This window comes from uncultured Psychroserpens sp., assembly GCF_947501425.1.
In the GTDB taxonomy this organism is placed as follows: domain Bacteria; phylum Bacteroidota; class Bacteroidia; order Flavobacteriales; family Flavobacteriaceae; genus Psychroserpens.
Window position 1 is genome coordinate 108,803 of record NZ_CANMVN010000009.1, and the last position, 17,050, is coordinate 125,852.

The window sequence follows — 17,050 nt, forward strand, 5'->3', positions numbered from 1 at the left end:
TTCTATAATCTTACACCTATTCCAAATTCAACAGCTTCAGCTTTTGCTCCATGCGATTTTAAGGTAACAGCACCAAAGAATCTATCTCCAAAATAACGTTTGAGTCCAATTCTATTGTACACTTGCCCTTCAAAATCATAAGGATAATATACATAGTAACCCAATTGGGTTATAATAGACATTTTATTAATAAACAGCTCATGTCCAACAAATACACCTAAACGTTTCCAATCCTCATCACCTTTGACATTGAGTTCAGGAAATGCTACAGAATAAAAATAAATCAATTCCTCCAAAAACTTTGAAAAGAAAACTTCTGTACCTAATTGAATGGCACTTTTTCTATTCAAACGTTTATCGGCATAAGCAGATATAATATAAAACGGATATTGGCCTAAACCAATAATATCACTTTCATTCACGCCAGATCTAAATACAAGATTGTACTTGATAGGTTCCTTATAGGTTTTCTCTTCGGAAGATGGTATATATTCAGGTGTATTTTCATAATCAAACACATAATTGGTTCCGAGGTGGAATGCTATAGTATTCGTTGATGTATTTGGCGCTCTGAAATTTGCATTAGAATAATGAATGAGAGAAATACCAGCCTGCAAACCAAATCCTTTAAACAGGTTTTCCTTTTTATAATCGAGCATCACGTAGGTTGTACTCAGTAAATCTGATCCATAGGCACTGTTTCTAAAGTTAGTCACTTTATCATATGGATTAGTTGTGTAAGCAATACCTTGACCGATACGCAAATTCAAATGTCGTTTTAAAAAATAGAAGTTGTAATGTGCGTAGAGTCCGTAATTTTCACCAAGTGTTCGGTCTTTCATATTCTGATAAACGAAAGAAAATCCCCAATCTGGATAATTATAGCGACTTTCCCAGTCTTCATATCCGAAAGTTTTTCGGTTATAGCTCAAAATCAATCCTGTAGGATGTCCTGTAATTAAATGTGAAATATCCGAATTATGCTCAAAGATGGTTCCGTAGTATACACTGGCATCAATACTGAATACATTAGGATCTTTATCTTGAGCTAATACAGAACTACAAAGCAAGTAAAAAAAGCAGGTAAAAAAACGCTTCATTAAATTTAGTTATGGGGCAAAAATAACATTTTTAATGACAGTCTTAGTTTTTAGATTTCTCAATAAAATCGTAAATCGATTTTGTCAAATCAACTATAGTTTGATTCTTTGAAAAATCTTCCCATGTAATTTCATTTTTTCTAACTTTTTCAAGAACGATTTGACTTAACTCAGCCTTTGGAATAAACGTGCCTAGAGATTTATCTTCATTAACTTTATAAATAGATTTATTTAATTCAGTAATCTTTAGATCGTTTAAAAACTCACCGATGTATTTACTTTTATATTTTTCAGATTTAACATCTTTTAAAGATGCATCAATTCTTTTCTGAATATTTGCCTTGTTTTTTTTGACATCATTTTTATTACAGAATTCTATCAAAACTTTTTTCCAAACTGAATCGCTAAGTAGGTTCTCTATCTCTCGATATGGTTTTGTTGTTTTATATTCAAAGCCATCTGTAGATTTCGCTATTTCTTCAATATTATTATGTTTAGCATCCTTACCTGAATCTAAATCTGACAGTAATAAAATTCTATTATTTAAAGCATAAGAGGTGATCAAGTCTTTAACTTCATCATAATCATTAGTGCCTTTTTTAAAGTTATAATGTACCAAATTAGAGCCTGCATATTCAAAAAATGCAAAATCAATATCTTCTCGAGGTTTAGCTTTTTTATATTCTTCACAATAAGCTAGCAAAAAGGCCTTAATAAAATACCTATCAGAAACACCTTCAACCCAAATACTAGAATTTGCTAAAAAAACTGAAGAATTATTAACTCCTAAATCTCTTAGCATTTGATTATCTCCAGCATTAACATTTCTTATCAAGAACTTATCCTTCTTTAAGGAGCTAAATGAGTAAATGGAAACATTATCCTTTTCTAAAGTTAAATCCAAAAAGTGATTAGAATGAGAAACTATAATATAGGTTAAATCTTTTTCAGTTAAAATCGGATTAGATGTAATTTGCTCCAGAAATAAGCGTTGATAACCTGGATGTAAATTAAGCTCAGGTTCATCTATAAAAACCATAGAATTCTTATCTGCCAAGAATATTTTATACATCAGAATAATTAATGCCTGAACTCCATCTCCCAAATTATGTAGGGATTTAGTATTATCACCAATATATATTTCTATTAAATCTTCATCTTCAATTCCCTCATCTTTACGATGAATATTGAAATTTGCTATGATGTCTATATCCTTTCCATTGAAAAAATTATCTCTTAAAAACCTTTCAAATGCATGAAAACGATTTCTTTTCTCCTTGCGACTATTTCTAACATTAACTATTTCGTTGTATAAACTAAGCCCTGTAAAAATATCGATATTATCTCTAAGGCTACTATAATTCTTTCTTATTGTGTCATGAAATATATCTTCTCGTATTTTTTTTGTCTCTAAGATTGAGTTGTCACCTTTTATTTCTTGAATTTTAAATAATGAATGAGCAGATCTTAATGTTGGTATATATATTTTCTTATTTATATATGTTTTACGATACTTTATTAGGTTTAAAACTCGGGTAAAAATCTCGCTAATTTTGAGGTAATGAGAGCTTTTGCGTGAAAAAGTTACACCTGAAGTTTCTATCCTACCGTTATAAATTCCACGAAAAAAAGAACTATTTAGAGGCAATTTCCTAGACTCAATAAACTTGAAAATGAGATTTATTTTATCAAATGCTGCAATATTACTTTTTATTTCTTTTACAAAAGTTTCTATATTAGTTTCAGTAGAAATTTTGGAAAGAAAAATAACTTCCGACTGATTAAACTTAAGTTCGTCTATTAAAGTTTCCCCATATTCTTTTACCAATATCGCAATAGGATGAGAAGTTAACTTTAATTTTAAATCTAAGCTCTCAATAGATTTGTTATACTCATCAACTAAATTGAGCAAATATTTAGTGTTATTAATTCCATCTATTTTGGTCAAATTCATGAAAGTTCTTAGGAACCTACTCTTCCCACTATTATTTGCTCCAATAAATATGTTTATAGAGTTAAAATTATATAAATATTTTAATGACTCCTCTGCTTTAATATTTAAATAATAATTATTAAAATTGGACTCCTTGTTGTAATCTAAATATATATCGTAAGTATCCTTCATATCTTTATTTAAAATAAAAATACGATTTCTATTTCAATAATTCCAACGAACATTATTTACATTAAAACACCTGCGACGCAACAGCTTTTATATTATCACTTTTTCCCATCGAATAATAATGCAACACTGAAATTCCAGCATTTTGAAGCGCTTTAGATTGTTGAACACACCACTCTACTCCAACTTGCCTCACCGCTTTATTGTCTTTACACTTTACAATTTCGACAATTAGATCTTCAGGTAAATCTACATGAAACCGATGCGGAATCAAGTTGAGTTGCTTTTTGGTTGCAATGGGTTTTAGACCAGGAATAATTGGAACTGTGATACCTGCATTTCTACATTTCTCAACAAAACTAAAGTACTTCTCGTTGTCAAAGAACATTTGAGTCACAATGTACTCTGCGCCATTTTTTATTTTCTTTTTCAGAAAATGGATATCACTATCTAAGCTTGGTGCTTCGGCATGTTTTTCGGGATAAGCTCCCACTCCAACACAAAAATTAGTTGGTGATGTGTTTTCTAAAGCCTCATCAAGATAAGTGCCTTGGTTTAATTCTGAAATTTGATGCACCAGATCACTGGCATAATGATGACCCTCTGGTTCAGGCTTGAAATAAGTTTCAGTTTTAACTGCATCTCCACGAAGTGCCATCACATTATCAATACCTAAAAAATCCAGATCGATAAGAAAGTTTTCTGTATCCTCTTTGGTAAATCCTCCACACAAGATATGAGGAATTGCATCCACACCATATTTATTTTGAATTGCTGCACAAATCCCAACAGTTCCAGGTCGCTTTTTTACAATTTGTTTTTTTAACAGACCATTACCAACATCTTTATAGGTGTATTCTTCCCGATGATAAGTCACATCAATAAAAGGTGGTTTAAACTCCATCAATGGATCAATATTATCAAAAATAGATTGAATATGTTGGCCTTTTAGAGGCGGTAATATCTCAAATGAAAATTGTGTATTTCCATTGGCATTTTTTATGTGTTCAGTTACTTTCATATTAAGTTATTCATGTCACAGAGGCAACTAGTAATGCTGTTACTGCCAACAATAATAATTGTAGGGCAAACCTTATTTCTGATTTATACTTTTTAATACTCTTCATACCTTAAATTTTGATACAAGATTACTAATTGATTACGATCTAATTGTGAGTATATTCCTAAGAAATCGTTAAGTTTCATTAAGATTTGGATTAAGCCACTTTCTGGCTTCATCTTCACTAATATGCCGTCGTTTGGCGTAATCTTTTAATTGATCATCGCTTATTTTTCCTAATCCAAAATACTTAGCTTGCGGATTAGCAAAATAATAACCACTTACACTTGCTGCTGGCCACATTGCTAAATTTTCGGTAAGTTTTACACCAATATTTTTTTCTACATCTAACAGATTCCAAATTGTATTTTTTTCCAAATGATCAGGACATGCTGGATAACCAGGTGCTGGTCGAATACCTCGGTATTGTTCTTTAATTAATTCATCATTGGATAAATCTTCATGTCTAGCGTAACTCCAATAGACAGTTCTCACTTCCTTGTGTAAATATTCCGCAAAAGCTTCGGCTAAACGATCAGCTAATGCTTTTATCATAATTGCATTATAAACATCATTATCAGCTTCAAATTGCGCAGCCAGTTCATGAGTTCCGAAACCTGTAGTAACACAAAACGCACCAATATAATCTTGTTTATTTAAGGTTTTAGGTGCAATAAAATCAGCCAATGCCAAATTTGGAATACCTTCTCTCTTTTTAAGCTGCTGACGTAGTGTTAAAAATATTGCTTTCACATTACCAGCATCATCATAGACTTCAATATCATCATCGTTAATGGTTTTAGCAGGGAATAGTCCAAAAACAGCCTTTGCTTTCAGTAAGTCTTCATCAAATACGCGCTTAAGCAAGTATTGTGCATCTTTAAACAAGTCGGTTGCTTGTTGCCCAACAATATCATCATTTAAAATGTCTGGAAATTTTCCATGGAGATCCCAACTTCTAAAAAACGGACTCCAATCGATATAGGATTCTAATTTGGTAATATCGAAATCGCTTATAATCTGCAGACCGAGTTGCTCTGGTTTTACAATTTCAGAAGTCGTCCAATCCATATGAAATTTATTTTTTCGAGCACTTTCTAGAGTTAGATATTTTTTGTGCTTTCCACGATCTAAAAACTTAGCACGAAATGTATCATATTCTTCTCTTATTTGTGCTTTATAGATATAGCTATCCTCCTGTAATAAATTACCAACAACGGTTACAGCTCTTGACGCATCATTTATATGAACCACAGCATGGTCATAATTTGGTGCAATTTTTACAGATGTATGTGCCTTGGAAGTGGTAGCACCACCAATGATTAATGGAATCGTTAAATTCTCCTTTTTCATAGCTTTCGAGAGATATACCATTTCATCTAATGATGGTGTTATTAAACCACTTAATCCAATGACATCTACATTTTCTTTGATTGCTGTTTCAATAATTTTTTCTGGCGGAACCATAACACCCAAATCGACAATTTCATAATTATTACAGCCTAAAACCACGCTGACAATATTTTTACCAATATCATGAACATCACCTTTTACAGTAGCCATTAAAATTTTACCAGCGAACTCTTGTTTTCCCTCTTTTTCAGCCTCAATAAATGGCTGCAAATAGGCAACTGCTTTTTTCATCACACGTGCTGATTTTACAACTTGAGGTAAAAACATTTTTCCACTTCCAAAGAGATCACCAACCACATTCATGCCAATCATAAGATGTCCTTCTATGACTTGAATAGGTCTAACAGATAACACACGAGCTTCTTCAACATCGTCTATAATAAAGGTATCTATACCTTTAACTAAAGCGTGAGTAATGCGCTCTTGTAAAGGTGCATTTCGCCATTCTAGAACTTCTATATTATCTACTTTTTTCTGTCCTTTTACGGTTTCAGCAAATTCTATTAATCGCTCTGTTGCTCCATCATCTCTATCAAAAAGTACATCTTCAACATGCTGTAATAAATCCTTCGGAATCTCATCGTATACCTCAAGCATTGTTGGGTTGACAATTCCTAAATTCATTCCGTGTTGAATCGCGTGATATAAGAATGCTGAATTGATAGCTTCTCTAACCACAGTATTTCCTCTGAATGAAAACGACACATTGCTCACTCCACCAGAGACATTGGCATGTGGTAAATGCTCACGAATCCATTTAGTAGCTCTAAAAAAGTCTAATGCATTTAAACGATGTTCATCCATCCCTGTAGCTACAGGAAAAATATTAGGATCAAAAATGATATCCTGTGGTGGAAAATTCACCTTCTGTAATAAGATGTCATATGAACGTTTGCAAATTTCTATTCGTCTTTGATATGTATCAGCCTGACCTTTCTCATCAAAAGCCATTACAATTACTGCTGCGCCATAACGCTTCACCAATGTTGCTTGTCGGATAAACTCTTCCTCTCCCTCTTTTAGACTAATAGAATTGACTACACTTTTTCCTTGTACAACACGCAATCCTGCTTCAATAATTTCCCATTTAGAGCTGTCGATCATTATTGGAATTCGCGCAATATCAGGCTCTGATGCAATAAGGTTAAGAAACTTGATCATTGCGTGCTTCCCGTCGAGCATACCTTCATCCATATTGACATCGAGAATTTGTGCACCACCTTCAACTTGATCTCTTGCCACATCTAAGGCTTCATCAAATTTTTCGTCTTTAATTAATCGGAGAAACTTTCGTGATCCAGTAACATTTGTTCGCTCTCCAACATTGATAAAATTACTCTCTGGAGTAACGACCAATGGTTCAAGGCCTGATAAGGTTAAATATGCTTTAGTGTGACGTTCTCCCATTATACTTCAACATTAATTTCTCTTGGTTTATATGTATTAGCAACCTCAGCAATTGCTTTAATATGTTCTGGATTTGTTCCGCAGCAACCTCCAATGATATTTACCAAACCATCTTTTAAGTAGGCTTCAATCAATAGTTGCATCTGCTTAGCCGATTGGTCATACTCACCAAATGCATTAGGCAAGCCTGCATTGGGATGTGCTGATGTGTAGTATTGAGTTTCATATGATAAGCGTTGTAAATACGGCTTGAGCTGTTCTGCTCCTAAAGCACAATTAAAACCGACACTTAACAAAGGCACATGAGAAATTGAAGTTAAAAACGCTTCTACCGTTTGACCCGATAATGTTCTACCTGAAGCATCTGTAATAGTGCCAGATACCATTATTGGAATATCTATTTGACACTCTTCTTTGACTTCTTCAATAGCAAAAAGAGCTGCTTTAGCATTTAGTGTGTCAAAAATAGTTTCTACCAGTAACACGTCTACTCCTCCATCAATCAAAGCTTCCACTTGTGTTTTATAAGCCACACGTAATTCTTCAAAAGTAATCGCGCGATACTCAGGTTTATTAACATCTGGAGACATGGAGGCCGTTTTATTGGTAGGACCAATACTACCTGCTACAAATCGAGGTTTCTCAGGATTTTGTTTTGTGAATTCATTCGCAACTTGTTTGGCAATTTTAGCCGATTCGAAATTAAGTTCGTAAACTAAATCCTCCATGTTATAATCAGCCATAGCAACTGTTGTCCCTGAGAAAGTATTGGTTTCTACAATATCAGCTCCTGCTTCAAAGTATTTACGATGAACTTCAGCAATGGCTTGTGGTTGTGTTAAAGACAATAGATCATTATTTCCTTTTAATGGTGTTGGATAATCTTTAAACCGTTCGCCTCTAAAATCGCTTTCGGAGAAATTATAGCGTTGTAGCATGGTTCCCATAGCACCATCAAGGACTAAAATTCGTTTTGATACTTCTTCTCTTATTCTACTCATTTTCATAATCTGTAAAACAAACATCAAAAACTCATGACGAGCTTGTGTTGTCTGTAGGTTAAATGAAAATGTTATCAAGAAAAAGAGTAACTACAGATGGGTAATTACTTTTGAGTTATCTATCTAAATCGCAATAAATGAATCACGCTTTTAAGTAGAATTTAGCACCTTCTTAATGGCTTAAGGGTTGCTAAGGCTTCTTCGGGTCTATTCCCTCCGCCTTTCTTGATAACATTTCAATAAGTTATTGAACTTTGTGAATACAAATATTGCGACAGAATAGTTTAAAATCCAAATAAATCATAAAAAAATTAAAATAAATCTACTTTCACTTTTATTTTTTTACTTTTGCCAAAGATTAATTTAGAGGAAAAATTTGTTCTGATTGCAACCTCATAAAAAAAATGCTAAAGCAGTTAGTTTTCAACTTCTCTAGCGACTCAGCAATCTCAATTTATTTTTCAGAAAAACAAAATTTAAAAGGCTATATGGCATATTTATTTACATCGGAAAGTGTCTCAGAAGGTCATCCAGATAAAGTTGCAGATCAAATTAGTGATGCTCTAATAGATAATTTTCTAGCATTTGATAAAGAATCAAAAGTGGCGTGTGAAACCTTAGTTACTACTGGTCAAGTTGTTCTTGCAGGTGAAGTAAAATCAAATACTTATTTAGATGTGCAAAAAATAGCACGTGATACTATCAATAAGATTGGATACACCAAAAGTGAATATATGTTTGATGGAAATTCTTGTGGTGTATTTTCTGCTATTCATGAGCAATCAGAAGATATTAATAGAGGCGTTGATAGAGCGAATAAAGATGAGCAAGGTGCAGGTGATCAGGGAATGATGTTTGGTTATGCTACTCGTGAAACCGAAAACTACATGCCTCTTGCACTCGATCTATCTCATAGAATATTAAAGGAACTTGCCGACTTAAGGCGTGAACAAAAAGATATTACATATTTACGTCCAGATTCAAAGAGTCAGGTGACCATTGAATATAGCGATGATAATATTCCGCAACGAATTGACGCTATTGTTATTTCTACGCAACATGATGATTTTGGAGCAGACGATGAAATGCTATCTAAAATCAGAAAAGACATTGTCGAAATTCTCATTCCTAGAGTAGTCGCAAAGTTACCAGAACATATTCAGGTCTTATTTAATGATGATATTACTTATCATATAAATCCAACCGGAAAATTTGTAATTGGTGGGCCTCACGGAGACACTGGTTTAACTGGTCGTAAGATTATTGTAGACACCTATGGTGGAAAAGGAGCTCATGGTGGTGGAGCGTTCTCAGGGAAAGACCCTAGTAAAGTAGATAGAAGTGCTGCTTATGCAACAAGGCATATTGCTAAAAACATGGTCGCAGCAGGTATTTGTGACGAAATATTGGTACAGGTGAGTTATGCTATTGGTGTGGTAGAGCCGACATCAATTTTTGTGGATACCTATGGTACTTGTCCGTTTAATTTAACTGATGGTGAAATTGCAGAAAAGATTTCAAAAATCTTTGATATGCGACCTGCAGCTATTGAGGAACGTTTAAAGTTACGTCAACCAATGTATAGCGAAACAGCAGCATATGGTCATATGGGACGTGAAGCAGAAATGGTAAGTAAAACCTTTGACCAGCCCAATGGTGACCCTGTAACTATGGATGTTGAATTGTTTACTTGGGAAAAGCTTGACTACGTAGACAAAGTAAAAGATGCTTTTGGGTTGTAAGATCTAAAACGCTTTATATATACAAACCTCTAAACATTACATTTAGAGGTTTTTTATTTTATAGCTTGTTAGATATAGTGTTGACATTACAATCAATATTGATGTTAAATATTCAAATTAGTTGCTTTCATTCTTTTGACTTAAATTGTGATCCGTTATTTATAATGAATGCCTAAATTAAAGCCTAACTTTTTTCTTGATTCGATCTCTCATTTGAGAACGCATGGTCATTTGATCATTAGTGATGACTTACTTAAAACCACTAGAACAGAAGATGACGAGATCGTTTTATACTTAGAGCAGGAATTTGAAAAAGAATGTCTGACCTTACCCATTGAAGCTCCTCAATTTAGTGCTAAAGCAGCCTTGTGGGCAGCTAAGATTGTGTATTATGCTTCATTGCTATTATTACATCGCAAAGACACTAAAAAAGAGCTAGAGGTATTATTTCCTAATTTTAACGAACCACAAAATGTATCCACTATACTCTCTGTAGATCTTACACTACGTTATTTACCTCAAATCTATATGGAGCTAGAAAGTATTGACCATCAAGACCCTTTGCTGGACATCATTAAAACACTATTAGAAATCTGGCAGTATTCATCTATTCGATCCAACTTTAAAGTTGATGAGATCAATGCAAGTCATTACTTAAAATCACCTGTATTAAAACAACTATTTTTAGATAGAATTGTAAATAAAAAAGCACTAAATTGGGCTCAGGATGAGACCATCAACCCCATTCTTGTTCAGTATTTAGGATTCTATAAAAATGACATTTGGAAAGCCCTCCAACCTATAAAAAATAACACATGAAGTCGAACAACATAGAACAACTTAAAGCCGTTTTAGACCATATCAAAGCCACATTTGTTGGAAAAGATGACATTATCGATTTACTTGGCATTAGTCTTATAGCAAAAGAAAATACTTTTTTGTTAGGCCCTCCAGGAACTGCAAAAAGTGCTATTGTCAAATCCTTATCAAAAGGCATTGAAAATGGTAAAAACTTTGAATATTTGCTAACAAGATTCACAGAACCTAACGAGTTATTTGGACCCTTTGACATTAAAAAACTAAGAGAAGGTGAACTAGTAACCAACACAGATGGAATGATGCCAGAAGCTTCTATGGTCTTTCTGGATGAAATCTTTAATGCTAATAGTGCTATACTTAACAGTTTACTTATGGCACTAAATGAAAAAGTATTGCGTAGAGGTAAACAAGTTTTAAAATTACCTGCATTAATGTTTGTTGGAGCTAGTAACGTCTTACCAGAAGATGAAGCCTTGAACGCCCTTTTTGATCGGTTTCTAGTTCGTGTGAAATGTGATTACGTCAATCCAGATCTTCTCAATCAGGTGTTACTTGCTGGTTGGAAATTGGAAAAAAACACAACTGCAGAGTTTCCTGTCATTCAACCTGAAACCATCATTGAACTTCAAAACCTCACTAAGAAAGTTAATCTTAATCCTATTATATCAACTTATGTTGATGTTATCCATAATTTGAGAAACACAGGTATTAATGTATCAGACAGGCGTGCCGTTAAACTTCAAAATCTTATTGCTGCAAGTGCTATTATGTGTGGAAGAGAGGAAGCCATCTTAAGTGATCTTTGGATATTAAAATATATTTGGGATACCGAAGAGCAAATTGAAATTCTTGAAGGTATTATCAATAATATCATTGAAAAAGACATTACTGATGATTCTCATCCACAGGCCTTATACAATAAAGCACCAAATCCTGAAGAGGTAATCAAGGAAGTCAATCTATTAAAAGAACGATGGGAAAAAGAAACCTTATCGTTTGAAGATCAGAATGTCATTAAAGATAAATTAAGATATATCCAAAGTCGTGCAGATTGGATCAACAACGATGAGCAAAAACAATTTATTAAAACCGAAATAGATACTTTATGGCAAAAAATTCTGCAGACATTATAGAATTTTTAGTCCGTGTTGACAAAACCGACCTTAACACATTAGCACAGATTCGTCATTTTGAAAATTTAAAAATGGCCCTCAGCGAAAATGATGTTTGGGTCTCTGGTTTTAGTATGGAACAAATCAATGGTGCAGAGGTTAAAACGCTTCCGAAGAAAGATATATTCTACGTCAATAATTCAAAGCTATTTCCTAAAGGAAGTCTGCTTCCAACTGATAAATTACCAACGTCTTTACTATGGACACCCATTCAAAAAGCACTCTTGTTAGAGGAACCTCAACTCAATCACAACTTTTTTGGCATCCATGAGCATATCGATATTCAAATAGCACCATTTAGGGAAGAGATGCAAACTTATGCTATTCTTATTAACCTTGATGACCATACAAAATCAGTAATTCAAAGTTCACCTGATTTCCGTTTAGAACATCTGAAATATGTCATACTCAACAATTCAAAATTGTTGGTCTTAGGTCATCCTGCATTAGCCATTAGAGGACAATCCTTTTGGTTATACGATGATTTCATTTTACCTAACGGATTTCATTTCAAATTTCCAATACTTAGTAAAAGTATTAAACAAACCGCCAATCCGTCTGGAGATCATTACGTGTTATGGCAAAAAAATAACAGTTACGTATTGATCAAAAAAACAGATTTTAAACCATTGTCTATTAGCTCTTTTAGACGAACAATACGTTTGCTTGAATAGCTATGACTAACTATTTTAAAACATACAAAGACTATTTTTGGCACTGGGAATCTGACTATGAAAAGGGTCAGGAAGGATATGTTGCCACGATTAGAGATGGGCAATCTATAGCTTATTTTCCTCAAGTCTACGACGTTTTGGAAGATCTTGCACCTCAGGGGCTCCCTCCTTTTGGGGCCATTTTATTGGTCATGATTGCTACCAATCAAAATATAGACGAGATTACAATCAACCATCTGGAGCGTATTCTTTTAAATAACGAACAGTCCAGAACCACACTTAATGCCATTGAAGTTTTAGATCTCATAAGAGAATTACCATATCGTCTCAAAACCGGATCCAATCTCACCCTATTATTTCAAACACTATTTAAGGATTGTCATAACCGACTTGGAAAAGCTAGATCTAAAGAATTGTTACAAAATGTTGCAAATGATTATTACCAAAGCTACATAACCGCTTATGTTCATGAAGAGCCAGATTTTAAAGTTTTTCATAAAGACATCAGAGCTATTGCCTTACTCATAAGACGTTTTAAAAGTACTCAGGATATTATTAATGCGATGCAAAATATACCTGATACTGATATTTCTGAAACCGTTGAGTTAGAAGAGCAAATTTCAAATGAAAATGATATAGACAAGTCGTTTGTTGAGCAACTCACCGAACATAAAAACACCTATCAAATAGGAAGTTTAATCAAACGCATTTGGTCTGGATTAAACATCCCAATGCACCACAATTTACCAAGCTCTCAACCACTTGGAGGCGTTTCTGATATTACTAATAAAGGTGATTTTAGTCGTTTATTAATTTCAGAATTTGCTTATGAAGATGACACTTTCATGTCGCGTATTGCCAATAATGAAGCGCTCTATATTGAACGAGAAACACCACCAGAGACTAACGATAAACACCGTGTGTTTTTAATAGATGCTTCTTTAAAAAACTGGGGCATTCCAAAAGTGTTGTCGTTTGCGACAAGTCTTGCCATTGCACAACATCCAAAATCTGATTATGACTATAGTGCTTATATTGTTGGTGAGGATTATAAAGAAGCACCTATAAAAACAGTCTATGATGTTATTGATAGTCAGCAAATTTTATCTGGCGGATTACACCCTTCGGAAGGTTTAACACAATTCTTTGGAGACTTCAACGACAATTCAAACAGAGAACTATTCTTTCTAACCGAAGCCAAGAATTTGGAACAACCAGAACTTCAAAATGTGTTGTATGCTTATCATGATCAATTCAATTATATTATCACTACACAAACTAGTGGAGCAATTGATTTTTACAAACATCAAAACAGAAGTCGAAAACATTTTCAACATATCCTTTTGCCTTATGAAGAACTTTGGGAAACTCATAGACCTAAAGTAGAGCAAAAACATATCACTACTGGTAAGGATATAGATATCAATCATCTTTTATTAGAACCAATAGATACTGCTTCGGCAGTTATTATACCATTTGAAGACACGTATTATCTTGTTCAAAATGAAAATCTTTACACGTTAACTTCAGTGGCTTTTGAGAAAGGGATTCAGTTAGTTTATGAAGGAATTCCATACCATCATAACAACCAGTTTACAATGGTAAGAGATGAGGCCATGGCATTAATTTTAGTATGTTTTAATACTTCGGAAAAACGCCTCTCTAAGACTAATTTAAAAACTAAAATTACAACAGGTAAACAAATTAATAATGTTGAAATTACAGATAGTAATACTGTGCTCTTTTCCGAAGGAAACAATATTGTATTAACTGATGATAAACAGTTTTGGAATGTAACAAACGACTCTAAACTATTTTTGCTTTCTGGACATCTAGCCTTTTCGAAATCTTTAGATCAATACAGAAATCGTATTTATGAGTTTAGGCAATCCCTACGAATTCATAAGGTGAGATATAACATCCTTAAAAACATTAATCAATTTAGCATCAAAGAGACCTCTTATGATATTCTCTATCTTTTGATTAACGATTTTATTTTGGAGAATGATCATATAAAACTTGGCAACCGAAGTCGATATAACTATGTGATCAAAGCAGCTGAATCTCACGACATAAGTCAAAGACAAGACTTAATTTTAAAACGTACGAATGGTCACACCATATCAATCATAAAGTATTTAAATGATAATAAAATATACAGTTTAAAAGACGCTAAAGAATTAGTTTCTATTCCTCCATGCACACTATTTAGTGGTTTATTGGCTGAAAGTGCTGAAACGCTAAAAAAAACCATTGAAGATCTAGGAGCAACTTGCTATGTAAAAACAGCCTATTATGAAAGTAAAGACGGAAGCACGATTCATATAAAGAACGGACAACTTATTTTTAATAGTAGTAAAGATTTTATTCCTACGTTTTATATCACTTCTGTGATTAACCAAACTGTTGCTATGGCCACTGATGGAGAGTTTGCTGGAAACTCCTATTTTTTACCTGTTAACCATAAACTAACTGTTATTGAAGTACAGGAATTTTACAAAAAATATATTAATCCTTTTCTAAAGCATATTCTAGATTATGAAGATTAATATTACACCAACAAAACTGAGTAGATATCCTAAAACAGGGATTCTTATTAGAAGTAATCAACCGTATGAGTGGATACATGAATTGCAAAATCTTGGTGTTACTTTAGAGAATGCAAAAGCCTATGCAATACCAAGTCATAAAGCTAATACATTGTATGGTTGTTTTGTGATCTTAAATTCATTAAAAAACAACCTACATGTATCTAATGTAACAGTCTTTCAATCGGTAAATAATCACATTTACATTCCTGATTTTTCAAAGATCACACCAATATTATCAGAACAAGAATGTACTAAATTATTTAAATTTCCTCACATTTATCATCCTGATTTTGGATGGGTAGAACTCCAGGAAACGATCAACTGGTCTGAGATTATACAATTGAGACCACCTGTCTTGTTAAACATCACAGTGCCGCAGGATGCTGTTCAAATTCAAAATGATATATTAAGTTTTCAGCTGGTATCAAAATCTGATGAAGCCATTACAAAAGATCTGGATCTAAAGCTAGAAACACCTAAGAAAGACAAACTCAATACACTTGACAAGATAAAACTGAATGTTTTAAAACGATTGTTCACATCATCAAAAACAAGTAACGGAAATTTTTCGGTGGAACGTAAAGGGTTTATGAAATGGCTGGATAATTTATCTGGTTCCGGGTCTAAGTCTAAAAGCAGACGCAGTTCTAAATGGGAAAAGAATTTAGAGAAGCTATTGTATAGAAATCAAAAAGAAGCCGACAAGCTTTTACATATGCTTAAGCTCAATCCTAAATCGGCCTTACAATTTGCTGTTCCTTTGGATCTCATAGGATCATCCAGAGATTCAGGGCATAATCCCATAAATATCTTTTCTAAAAACACTGATGGAGATAGTGCTTTTTCTAACATTGTGATTAGAATATTAACCCTCTTTACTTTGTTTGCTATAGTATATCTGGTTTATCTATTATTCTCAGGTATTTTTAGTGGTAACTTAATACCTTTTCTAAGTGTCTTAATTAAAACTATTGGAATCATTGTGGCAGTTGTAATACTCATTGTTATTTTTGAGCGACTTTTTGGAGGAAACCGAGGTAGCGGAGGCTCAGGCACTGTAGATGCTGATCGATTAAATGCCTTAAGAGAACAATACGAGAAATTAGCAAAAGAAGCCATAGCTGAAAAGGATTATAAGAAAGCTGCATCCATATACATCAAACTTTTAAAAGACTACTATGCAGCAGCAGACACATTAGAAGATGGTAATTACTTTCAGGAATCTGCACTCATTCATTTAAAATATAATAAGGATAAAGTTAAAGCGGCTAATGTCTATGAAAAGGGTAAGATCTATGACAAAGCAATAAGACTTTACAAAGAACTCAATGCTCATGAGAAAGTTGGCGATATTTATAAAGCCATACACAATACCAATGAAGCTAATACCTATTACCAAATGGTTATTGAGGACTATTTGGAACATGACCAATATGTAAAGGCATCATTGATCTACAAATATAAAATTGAAGACGCTCCCAAAGCACAAACTATTCTACTCAAAGGATGGCGAGAAGATAAAGATGCCTATAACTGTTTGACTAATTATTTCAGCAATTTTCCAAATACTGACATTCTAAAAAAAGGCATTGAATTCATCTACAAAAAAGAAACAAGCCCAAAAAACCTCACCTTATTTTTAAAAGCTTTAAAGGTCGAACACCAGAAGCACGAATCCATCCAGGATTTTACTCAGACTATAGCTTATGAGATTGTTGCCAATAATTTAAAAGATAATCCGGGTATTACCTACGAACTTAAATCTTTCAATAAAGAAAATCATCTTATTCAAAATGATGCCACTCGTTTTGTTAAGCGAAAAAAGTACAAAAAGTAATTGATTTATAATTATTTACAGAAAAGTACGCAACCATTTGCGAGTTTTTCCATCTTAGTAGAAATCAATCTACTATAACAATAGTAAGACTAGTAATTTTTACACTTTAACT

Annotated in this window: 11 protein-coding genes and 1 riboswitch; of the genes, 6 read left to right on the top strand and 5 right to left on the bottom strand. The window is 33.4% G+C overall.

What is annotated here, in order from left to right; translation table 11 throughout:
* Positions 1 to 2: 2 nt before the first annotated feature.
* The 5 genes from Q0951_RS14500 to Q0951_RS14520 form a co-directional block, all read right to left on the bottom strand.
* Positions 3 to 1,100 (bottom strand): acyloxyacyl hydrolase, encoded by a 1,098-nt coding sequence (locus tag Q0951_RS14500; RefSeq protein WP_299338285.1) that lies wholly within the window; start codon positions 1,098 to 1,100, stop codon positions 3 to 5.
* A gap of 43 nt (positions 1,101 to 1,143) precedes the next feature.
* The gene (locus tag Q0951_RS14505; protein WP_299338288.1) at positions 1,144 to 3,225 is read right to left on the bottom strand and encodes an AAA family ATPase; all 2,082 of its coding nucleotides are present in this window, start codon (positions 3,223 to 3,225) and stop codon (positions 1,144 to 1,146) included.
* Between the two features lie 61 nt (positions 3,226 to 3,286).
* A complete protein-coding gene (gene metF, locus Q0951_RS14510; protein WP_299338290.1) occupies positions 3,287 to 4,243 on the bottom strand; it encodes a methylenetetrahydrofolate reductase [NAD(P)H] in 957 nt (318 codons plus the stop codon).
* 174 nt (positions 4,244 to 4,417) lie between these two features.
* The gene (metH, locus tag Q0951_RS14515) at positions 4,418 to 7,102 is read right to left on the bottom strand and encodes a methionine synthase (RefSeq protein WP_299338293.1); all 2,685 of its coding nucleotides are present in this window, start codon (positions 7,100 to 7,102) and stop codon (positions 4,418 to 4,420) included.
* Complete coding sequence (locus Q0951_RS14520) at positions 7,102 to 8,103, bottom strand: homocysteine S-methyltransferase family protein (protein ID WP_299338296.1); 1,002 nt, start codon at positions 8,101 to 8,103, stop codon at positions 7,102 to 7,104. Before Q0951_RS14520 ends, metH begins: the two co-directional genes overlap by 1 nt.
* A gap of 112 nt (positions 8,104 to 8,215) precedes the next feature.
* Positions 8,216 to 8,338: riboswitch (SAM riboswitch) on the bottom strand.
* A gap of 253 nt (positions 8,339 to 8,591) precedes the next feature.
* On the opposite strand from Q0951_RS14520, the gene metK reads away from it, so the two are divergent.
* The 6 genes from metK (at position 8,592) to Q0951_RS14550 (ending at position 16,938) form a co-directional block, all read left to right on the top strand.
* Positions 8,592 to 9,845 carry a methionine adenosyltransferase gene (metK, locus tag Q0951_RS14525; RefSeq protein WP_299338299.1) on the top strand — a complete coding sequence of 418 codons (1,254 nt, stop codon included), beginning with the start codon at positions 8,592 to 8,594 and terminating at the stop codon, positions 9,843 to 9,845.
* 168 nt (positions 9,846 to 10,013) lie between these two features.
* The gene (locus Q0951_RS14530; protein WP_299338301.1) at positions 10,014 to 10,664 is read left to right on the top strand and encodes a hypothetical protein; all 651 of its coding nucleotides are present in this window, start codon (positions 10,014 to 10,016) and stop codon (positions 10,662 to 10,664) included.
* Entirely contained in the window at positions 10,661 to 11,797 is a 1,137-nt protein-coding gene (locus Q0951_RS14535) for an AAA family ATPase (RefSeq protein WP_299338304.1), read from the top strand. Before Q0951_RS14530 ends, Q0951_RS14535 begins: the two co-directional genes overlap by 4 nt.
* Positions 11,770 to 12,510, top strand: a complete 741-nt coding sequence (locus tag Q0951_RS14540) for a hypothetical protein (RefSeq protein ID WP_299338305.1) — start codon at positions 11,770 to 11,772, stop codon at positions 12,508 to 12,510. The genes Q0951_RS14535 and Q0951_RS14540 overlap by 28 nt, the downstream gene beginning before the upstream one ends.
* Before the next feature lie 2 nt (positions 12,511 to 12,512).
* Positions 12,513 to 15,059 carry a ribosomal protein L7/L12 gene (locus Q0951_RS14545; protein ID WP_299338308.1) on the top strand — a complete coding sequence of 849 codons (2,547 nt, stop codon included), beginning with the start codon at positions 12,513 to 12,515 and terminating at the stop codon, positions 15,057 to 15,059.
* Positions 15,049 to 16,938, top strand: coding sequence for a hypothetical protein (locus Q0951_RS14550; RefSeq protein WP_299338310.1), 1,890 nt, complete (start codon positions 15,049 to 15,051; stop codon positions 16,936 to 16,938). Before Q0951_RS14545 ends, Q0951_RS14550 begins: the two co-directional genes overlap by 11 nt.
* Positions 16,939 to 17,050: the final 112 nt, after the last annotated feature.

What these genes read in the sequence shown, in the direction of transcription:
- Q0951_RS14500 (WP_299338285.1), bottom strand. Translation starts at nt 1,100, where the DNA reads ATGAAGCGTTTTTTTACCTGCTTTTTTTACTTGCTTTGTAGTTCTGTA.
- Q0951_RS14505 (WP_299338288.1), bottom strand. Translation starts at nt 3,225, where the DNA reads ATGAAGGATACTTACGATATATATTTAGATTACAACAAGGAGTCCAAT.
- metF (WP_299338290.1), bottom strand. Translation starts at nt 4,243, where the DNA reads ATGAAAGTAACTGAACACATAAAAAATGCCAATGGAAATACACAATTT.
- metH (WP_299338293.1), bottom strand. Translation starts at nt 7,102, where the DNA reads ATGGGAGAACGTCACACTAAAGCATATTTAACCTTATCAGGCCTTGAA.
- Q0951_RS14520 (WP_299338296.1), bottom strand. Translation starts at nt 8,103, where the DNA reads ATGAGTAGAATAAGAGAAGAAGTATCAAAACGAATTTTAGTCCTTGAT.
- metK (WP_299338299.1), top strand. Translation starts at nt 8,592, where the DNA reads ATGGCATATTTATTTACATCGGAAAGTGTCTCAGAAGGTCATCCAGAT.
- Q0951_RS14530 (WP_299338301.1), top strand. Translation starts at nt 10,014, where the DNA reads ATGCCTAAATTAAAGCCTAACTTTTTTCTTGATTCGATCTCTCATTTG.
- Q0951_RS14535 (WP_299338304.1), top strand. Translation starts at nt 10,661, where the DNA reads ATGAAGTCGAACAACATAGAACAACTTAAAGCCGTTTTAGACCATATC.
- Q0951_RS14540 (WP_299338305.1), top strand. Translation starts at nt 11,770, where the DNA reads ATGGCAAAAAATTCTGCAGACATTATAGAATTTTTAGTCCGTGTTGAC.
- Q0951_RS14545 (WP_299338308.1), top strand. Translation starts at nt 12,513, where the DNA reads ATGACTAACTATTTTAAAACATACAAAGACTATTTTTGGCACTGGGAA.
- Q0951_RS14550 (WP_299338310.1), top strand. Translation starts at nt 15,049, where the DNA reads ATGAAGATTAATATTACACCAACAAAACTGAGTAGATATCCTAAAACA.